The organism is Flavobacterium sp. (assembly GCF_043779715.1).
Taxonomy (GTDB): Bacteria; Bacteroidota; Bacteroidia; order Flavobacteriales; family Flavobacteriaceae; genus Flavobacterium.
The window spans coordinates 1-7,804 of the sequence record NZ_JAYWDT010000128.1; the positions used below are offsets into that span (position 1 = coordinate 1).

The 7,804-nt window shown below is 32.2% G+C and carries 8 protein-coding genes; 3 read left to right on the forward strand and 5 right to left on the reverse strand.

The window, feature by feature from the left end; genetic code table 11:
- A partial coding sequence (locus tag ACH2BG_RS06485) for a phage holin family protein (RefSeq protein WP_395046902.1) occupies nt 1-168 on the reverse strand: 168 nt, incomplete at its 3' end.
- 53 nt (nt 169-221) lie between these two features.
- On the reverse strand, nt 222-980 hold the full coding sequence (locus ACH2BG_RS06490) for an alpha/beta fold hydrolase (RefSeq protein ID WP_395046897.1): 759 nt from the start codon (nt 978-980) through the stop codon (nt 222-224).
- A gap of 235 nt (nt 981-1,215) precedes the next feature.
- Here ACH2BG_RS06490 and ACH2BG_RS06495 point away from each other — a divergent pair, with 235 nt between their 5' ends.
- Nucleotides 1,216-2,571 carry a hypothetical protein gene (locus tag ACH2BG_RS06495; RefSeq protein WP_309759440.1) on the forward strand — a complete coding sequence of 452 codons (1,356 nt, stop codon included), beginning with the start codon at nt 1,216-1,218 and terminating at the stop codon, nt 2,569-2,571.
- Between the two features lie 53 nt (nt 2,572-2,624).
- Here ACH2BG_RS06495 and ACH2BG_RS06500 read toward each other — a convergent pair whose 3' ends face one another.
- The 3 genes from ACH2BG_RS06500 to ACH2BG_RS06510 all read right to left on the reverse strand — a co-directional run bounded on the left by ACH2BG_RS06500 (nt 2,625) and on the right by ACH2BG_RS06510 (nt 6,551).
- Nucleotides 2,625-3,479 carry a DUF4249 domain-containing protein gene (locus ACH2BG_RS06500; protein WP_309759442.1) on the reverse strand — a complete coding sequence of 285 codons (855 nt, stop codon included), beginning with the start codon at nt 3,477-3,479 and terminating at the stop codon, nt 2,625-2,627.
- A 3-nt stretch (nt 3,480-3,482) separates the two neighbouring features.
- The gene (locus ACH2BG_RS06505; RefSeq protein WP_395046898.1) at nt 3,483-5,756 is read right to left on the reverse strand and encodes a TonB-dependent receptor plug domain-containing protein; all 2,274 of its coding nucleotides are present in this window, start codon (nt 5,754-5,756) and stop codon (nt 3,483-3,485) included.
- Nucleotides 5,757-5,837: 81 nt separating this feature from the next.
- Nucleotides 5,838-6,551 (reverse strand): pyridoxine 5'-phosphate synthase, encoded by a 714-nt coding sequence (locus ACH2BG_RS06510; protein WP_395046899.1) that lies wholly within the window; start codon nt 6,549-6,551, stop codon nt 5,838-5,840.
- 114 nt (nt 6,552-6,665) lie between these two features.
- On the opposite strand from ACH2BG_RS06510, the gene ACH2BG_RS06515 reads away from it, so the two are divergent.
- Both ACH2BG_RS06515 and ACH2BG_RS06520 read left to right on the forward strand, forming a co-directional pair.
- A complete protein-coding gene (locus ACH2BG_RS06515; RefSeq protein ID WP_395046900.1) occupies nt 6,666-7,325 on the forward strand; it encodes a CBS domain-containing protein in 660 nt (219 codons plus the stop codon).
- Nucleotides 7,326-7,401: 76 nt separating this feature from the next.
- A partial coding sequence (locus tag ACH2BG_RS06520; RefSeq protein WP_395046901.1) for an NAD(+)/NADH kinase occupies nt 7,402-7,804 on the forward strand: 403 nt, incomplete at its 3' end.

Consider the following 7,804-nt stretch of genomic DNA (forward strand, 5'->3'; position numbering starts at 1 on the left):
CGGAAGTGTAAGAATAACTAATATAGGCTTGATGAAGATATTGAGTAATCCAAGAACTATTGCAACAATTAATGCGGTTGTGAATCCAGCTACTTTTACACCTGGCATAAAATTAGCAATTAGCAAAACTAGCGCTGCGGTCACAAGTATTTTGATCAATAAATTCATGTCTTTTTAATTTAAGTTATTAGTTAAGATTGTGAAAATAAGCAATTATCCGTTTATCTCAAAAAAGAAGTTACTATTTGATAAAATTCAATTGGATTTTCGGCGTGAAGCCAATGCCCAACATTCGGAATCGTTTCGATGCTTGAATCTGGGAAATACTCTTTAATGTCTTCAACATCACTATCTAAAATGTACTTGGAATTACCACCACGAATAAACAATGTTGGCTTTAGGAAACGAGTGCTTTGTGGTAAAGCAACTCCTATTTCATCCATTTTTTTATTAAAAATAGCTAGATTGAATCGAAAAGCCAATTGTGAAGGCTCTTTCCAAAATAAATTTTTCATCAAAAATTGTCGCGTTCCAAAATCAGGGACAAACTTCGTCATAATTGCTTCTACATCGCTTCGGCTGGGTTGTATTGAAAAATCAACAGCATTCAATCCTGCCAATATATCTTGATGGTGTTGGGGATAGAATTTTGGGCCAATATCAGCCACAATCAATTTATCAACTAGTTCGGGATGTGACGTCGCCAAAAGCATAGCTACTTTCCCACCCATCGAGTGTCCTATTATATTGATGTTTTCTAAATTATGAGCCTGACAATACTCGTAGACATCCTGAGCCATAATTTCATAACTAAAGTCGTCAGAATGAATGCTTCGTCCGTGGTTGCGTAGATCGAGCATGTGAACTTGAAAACCGACTGCAAATTGTGTTCCGAGAGATTTCCAGTTGTCTGACATTCCCAGAAATCCGTGAAGAATTAGAAGTGGCTTGCCAGAGCCTTCTATTTTTGAAAAAAGCATATAATTTTAGATTTAAATCGAAACAATGTTCCAAAGATAAAAATCTAAGTTCACCAATAATAATTTAATTGGTTTTTAAATAAATATCATTAAAAGTGGGTATTGCGACATTGATAAAATTCCGTAATTTTGCCGCTAATTAAATTGTACGTTATTTTTTAATAAAACATCTTTATTGTACACAATCAAACCCAAAAGTCCAAATTTCATTTATTAATAATTTTAAATTTTACCCATGATTAAAAAGATTTTTTTATTTTCAGTGATTATTTCACAACTGACAATTTCTTGCTCTAGCAACGAGGAATTAGATAGCGCTTCTGAAGAAAGTTTAACTGCTCAAATTGAAGCTATCTGTAAGCAACCGTATTCAAAATTAACTCCAGCAGAACAGAAAGTGAAACTAGAGGCTGAAGCAAATGAAATGCTAGTTCAAATGAACAAATCCAAAACATCTGGAGCCATTGAAGCCATTCAAAATTTAGGAGATTTATTAAGGATCAGTTCTGTTGACATTTTCAATGGAAAAAATGATAATAAAATAGAAGATATTCTAAATGTTTCCGGCGTATATGGAATTTACACTTGGAATAATTCAACAAAAATTTGGGTTAAAACAGCTTCAACTACTGAATTAAAATTTGTTTTCCCTGCAAAAGCAACTCAAACTGCTAACAATGCATCTTTATCTTCCAAAAGCAACTCTTCAAACATTAAAATAAAACTGGTAGACAGTTATAATTGGCAAACTGGAATTACAATAAATGATGAATTTTATTTACCAACTTCTGTAGATGCAACTTTGACTATTGACAATGCACAAGCTGCAACTTTTGTAACGAGTGCAAAATATACTGGCACAATAGAAACTCCAGATGAATCTAGTTTCAAAATGGTTTTAAATGATGGCTATACTTATGAAATCAGCGGGAGTAAGAAAGCAACTCAAAACACTGCTAAATCTTCTTTTACCTATAATGGGAAAAAATTAGTTTCATTTACCGCAGGAAGCACTGCTGATATTGATGCTTTAATAGAAGATAAAGACCTTATTCAATACAAAGGTAAAGCGAATGGTCTGGTTCAAATCATGGATAACTTTATCATTGTAGCCGATATGGATATTGCAACACAATCTAAAGATGAAGAAGCTTTAGAGAAAAGTTTGGTTTATCCTTCTTATCCCGATTACGATAACCCTAAAGCTGACTTCAAAGCATATTACACGGCTCAAAACGCATATTATAAAAAGTATTCTGACGGCAATGTGATTAATTCAAATAAAAACTTGAAACTAATTTTAGTTTCTAAAAAAGACGGAACTAAGATAGCTGACGTTGTCTACCGTACAGAAAAAGAATATAACTATGATGCTGAATTACCAGTTTGGATTAAAGATTCATACTATCCTAGTGGAGGATTTTGGACAACTACCGGGAATGGTGCAACAATTACAATTCAATATTACGACGAAGTACTTTACTTAAAATTCAATGACAGTACCGAAGTTGCAATGAGTACTTATTTCTCTGAAGGATTTGATAACCTTGAAACTAAATTTGAGGATTTTTTGAAAGCTTTTGAAAGATAGAACTATTTTTTTATAGTAAACCTAAAGCCAATCTAAGAAATTCCAGATTGGCTTTATTTTTTAATAGGTGTTTTAACTACTATCGTATTTTGGCCGTAGCCAGCCCAAATCCCTACACCACCTTTAATATTTGATTTTAAACTTGTATTTGATGGATAAATTGGATTTCTGCTATTTACAATTTCATTCTGCCAACTATTCCAAAAATCGAATCCTTCCTTATTCATAGTCCTTAATTTTACGAAAATTAAATCTCCGTCGGTAAAATAGGGTTTGAATTTAGTTTTAGGAAAGAGTAATACACCTCTATTCACCTGCATTGAAATGGAGTGAGATATAAATTTTTCATCATCTAGATTACCGTAAAAAGCAGGAATAAAAATAGGTTCTTGCTTATCTATCCTAGTCGCAATCTGATAATAATTCTTTTCGTTTATAGGATCATCAAATTTTATAAAAACGTATCCGGTAGTATCCGCGGCATTCTTCTTTACATACTCCGCATTTGCAATCGTTACTGTTTTAGGAATGCTTGTAGTAGCCAAAACTATTCTATTTAAATACTCAATTTTCAAAGTATATGTCTTCCCCGCTTTACCGATTATTTCTTTTCCAAAATACACATACGGCGGAACTCTATTATCATCATTTTTAACACGCAAAACTTCTACCGTTTCTCCGTCAGAAACTGTTATTTTTGCCGAGCGTATTACGTGATCCAAAACATTTGTAGAATCAACAACATCATTTATTGGTATTGTACTGGATAATATCACATAAGGAACATCTCCTTCTTCAATCCAGCCCTCTACCGCTAATTTTGATTCCAACTTAATTCCATCACTAAAACTATCATTGTTGCAACTACACGCAATAACCATCAAAAGAAATAAACTATACTTTTTCATCCTCTAAAATTTAAATCTCCAACTTATTGAAGGAAGTATTCTATACAAAACCTTTTTTTCAGGCTTGACAACTACACTATCTTTATTTTCATTGACAACCACATTTAAAACAACATAAATAGGGTTTTCGATATTGAAAGTATTATAAATAGAAAAATTTAATGCGCTTTCTTTTTTAGCGTTTTTTATAAAAAAATAATTAAAAGAAAGATCTGTTCGAATATAGTTTGGCATTTGAGCATTGTTATACTCCGAATATTCTTTGACAGGATTATTATTTATAAAATACCATGATGTAGGCATTGTAAAACGATTACCTGAACTAAAAATCTGTGTGACACCAAAATTCCATTTTGAATTTAAATCGTAGGTTCCAACCAATGCTACATTATGGCGTCTGTCATATTTAGCATAGTATGTTTCCCCATTATTGAGCTTTTCGAAATTTCGGTCGGACCAACTCAAGGTATAACTTAACCAGCCTTTAAATTTTCCGCTATTCTTTTTCAGCATAAATTCTAATCCATAAGCCTTTCCTTTTCCTTCGAGCAAATCATTTTTTAATGTCGAGATTTCATTAAACTGTGTAACACCATAAGGATATTCCAGCAAATGATTCATAGAACGATAAAATGCGCCAAATGAAGAGCTAAAACGCTTCGAAATAATCTGATTGGAACCCATTGAAAACTCATTAGAGGATTGCGCGGGAATACCATCTGAACTTGCAACCCAAAAATCAGTAGGAATACCTACACTGGAAGTCGTTATTAAATTTAAATACTGATTTTGCCTATTATAAGAAGCATAAAACGAAAAATTTTTGTTCCAATAATAATTCAGAACAACACGAGGTTGAAAATGCAAATACGATTTTACCCCTGAAATATAATAGTTAATCCTTAAACCTAATTCTGCTATCAAATTATCCTGTAATTTTGGTTTTGCAGTTGTAAAAATAGCAAATTCGTTAGCTTTAATTAAGGGATTTTGTTCTATAATATTAGTTGTGCTTAAATTTTCAATTTGGATTTTTTGTGGTTGCAAATTATGATAAACATATTGCAAACCTGACTCGAAAGAAGTTCCTTTAACCAAATAATTAATCGAATTAGTAAATCCGAAGTCATCAACAAATGAAGAAACACCAATTCCAATTGTTGATTGCTCCATATTCAACTCATTAGTGTAACGCGTGAAATAAATAGCATTCGACATACTGGTTTTAGAGGACAATTTAGTAAATAAAGAAGGAGAGATAGTCAAATTACTCCATTTCAAGCTGGTTCGTAAGGCCAAATTTGAGTCTTTTATCTGCAATTTATCCACACTTGAAAAAGCCGAAATACTTAATAGGCTATTTTTAGAAATTTCTGTAACAAAAGTTAAATTACCGTCCAAAAAGCCATATTTCATATCTTGAACATCATTATTTTTTGATCCAGATTTCAATGTTGGAGCAATAATCTCATCAATATATGTTTTTCTTCCAGATAATGTAATCCCAGATTTTTTACTAATTGGAATGCTTAAAGTAGCCTGAGATGCTAGTAAGCCAACATTTCCTTGAAACGCAAATTGTGCAGGTATTTTTTTATTAGCAATTAATAAAGTTGTTGAACTTAAACGACCTCCATATTTTGAATTTGAGCTTGATTTATCAAATTCAACTTCTTGTATATGATCCGTATTATAAAAAGGAAAAACACCCAGCAGATGTGCCATTCCATAAATAGGCGTTCCTTCATACAATATTGCATTATGTCCTGGATCACCTCCTCTAACATACAAATATCCATTTGCATCACCAGAGTTCTGCACTCCTGGTGTGAGTTGTAAAATTTTGATAATATCTGTTGTTCCAAGGACTGTTGGAACTGCGGCTAATTCTTTTAAATTAAAAGATAATTTCCCACCAGATAAACTTGTAATGCCGCTCCTTTTATTATTGGATATAACAACTTCTTTTAAAAAAGAAACATCCTTTTCTAAAATAATAGAAATTATTGTGTCATTTTCACATTTAAAACTTAAAGTTTTTTCAAGATAACCAAATTGATTAACTACAATTTTAACAAAATCGGATGGAAGTTTGGCCGTAAAGCTGCCCAAAGTATCACTTACATAATTGTAATGCTGACTATTAGTTTCTAACGAAATACGTACTCCTATTAATTTTTTATTTTCAAAAGATTTCACATTCCCAGCTATGGTCACCTCGGACTGCGCAAACAAATTAGAAAAACACAATAAAAAAAACAAAATAAATGGCTTCAAGACTAAATTTTAATACGAAAAATGCTAAAGTAAACAATTACAACCCAAATACATCAGGTTATAATTGTTTTAATTTATTTCTTACTTTAATTTTTGCAAATACATATTGACCACATTATCTAATCCTAAATAAATAGCTTCTGAGATTAAGGCATGACCAATTGAAACTTCAAGTAATCCTGGGATATTTTGTTTAAAAAATTGAATGTTATCCAAACTTAAATCGTGACCTGCATTGATTCCCAATCCTAATTCGTTGGCTAAAATTGCTGATTGTGTATATGGCAAAATCGCATTTTGATTTCCTAAACCGTATTGGTGTGCAAACGCCTCTGTATACAATTCGATTCTCTCGGTTCCAATTTTTTTAGCTCCTTCGATCATTTCGAGAATTGGATCTACAAAAATAGACGTTCGAATACCGTTGCGTTGAAATTCCTGCACCACTTCAGTCAAAAAAGCTTCATGTTTTACGGTATTCCATCCCGCATTTGATGTGATCGCATCGATAGCATCTGGAACTAGGGTAACTTGAGTTGGCTTTATTTCGAGAACAAGATCAATAAATGTTTGCTCCGGATTGCCTTCGATATTGTATTCGGTATAAACAATTGCCTTCAAATCTCGGGCATCTTGATAGCGAATGTGGCGCTCATCTGGACGTGGATGTATCGTAATTCCTTCGGCACCAAATTTTTGAATGTCGGTGGCTACTTTTAATAAATTGGGAACATTTCCTCCACGAGCATTTCGCAAAGTAGCTATTTTATTGATGTTTACACTTAACTTTGTCATGAACACACTTTTTGATTTTGAAACTTGTTTTTACTTGGAACAAAAATACAAAGTAAAACTTAGGAGATTTTGCTTATTTTTGATTATTTTGCATGAAATATTCCAAATTGATTTATGACAGAAATTACAGAGTATATAACCAATTATGTAAAGGCAATTGATAGCTTCGATTCTATCTCAGCGGTTCAAAATTTCTTTAGTGATTTACACTTTTCGCATTTTCCAGTTTTAGAAGATGGAGTTTACATTGGTAGTATCGCAGCTGAGGATATTGAAACTTTTGACAGTGACAAAAAAATAGTAGATTACCGCTTTACATTGGAAGGTTTTTTTACTAAAACAGATACCATGTGGCTCGATGTTTTAGAAGTTTTCGCAAAAAACAATACTAATTTAGTTCCCGTTCTAGACGAAAACAACAGTTACGTTGGGTATTATGAAATAGAAGATATCATGAAGTTTTTTCATGAAACCCCATTTTTACAAGAACCAGGCGGAATTATCGTAGTTCGTAAAGGCGTTTTAGATTATTCCATGAGCCAAATTACCCAAATTGTAGAAAGCAATAATGGAAAGCTTTTGGGTTTATTCATATCAGAGTCAAGTATTGATAGCGTTGAAATTACGTTGAAAATAACATTAGGTGCTATGAATGAAATTATTCAAACTTTTAGGAGGTACAATTATGAAATCATATCAGAACACCAAGAAGATAATTACATCAATAATTTAAAGGAACGCTCTGATTATTTAGACAAATACCTTAATATATAGTTTACAGGACTGATTAATTTTTTAATCGATCTAACGTCATACAACTTACACTAACAGAAAACGATTCAGCAAAAAGATGAAAGTAGCTATCTACGGTCAATATTATCAAAACAGTACGGAACCTATAATAAACGACATCTTTGTTTTTTTTAACAAGAACAATATAGAGATGATCATTGAGTCGCATTTTTTAATAATGCTTAACGAAAAAAAAATTGTAGAAAACAAATACAAAACATTTACCTCACATACAGAACTTGATAGCAGTTTTGACATGTTAATTAGTATAGGTGGTGACGGAACCATTTTAAGAGCGGCAACTTTAGTTCGTGATTCTGGGATTCCCATCTTAGGGATTAATGCCGGAAGATTGGGTTTTTTAGCTTCGGTACAAAAGGAAAACATTGCCTCGTTCATGCAATTTGTAATTGATAGAAAATATACGATTTCTAAACGAACTTTACTGAGTTTAACTTGCA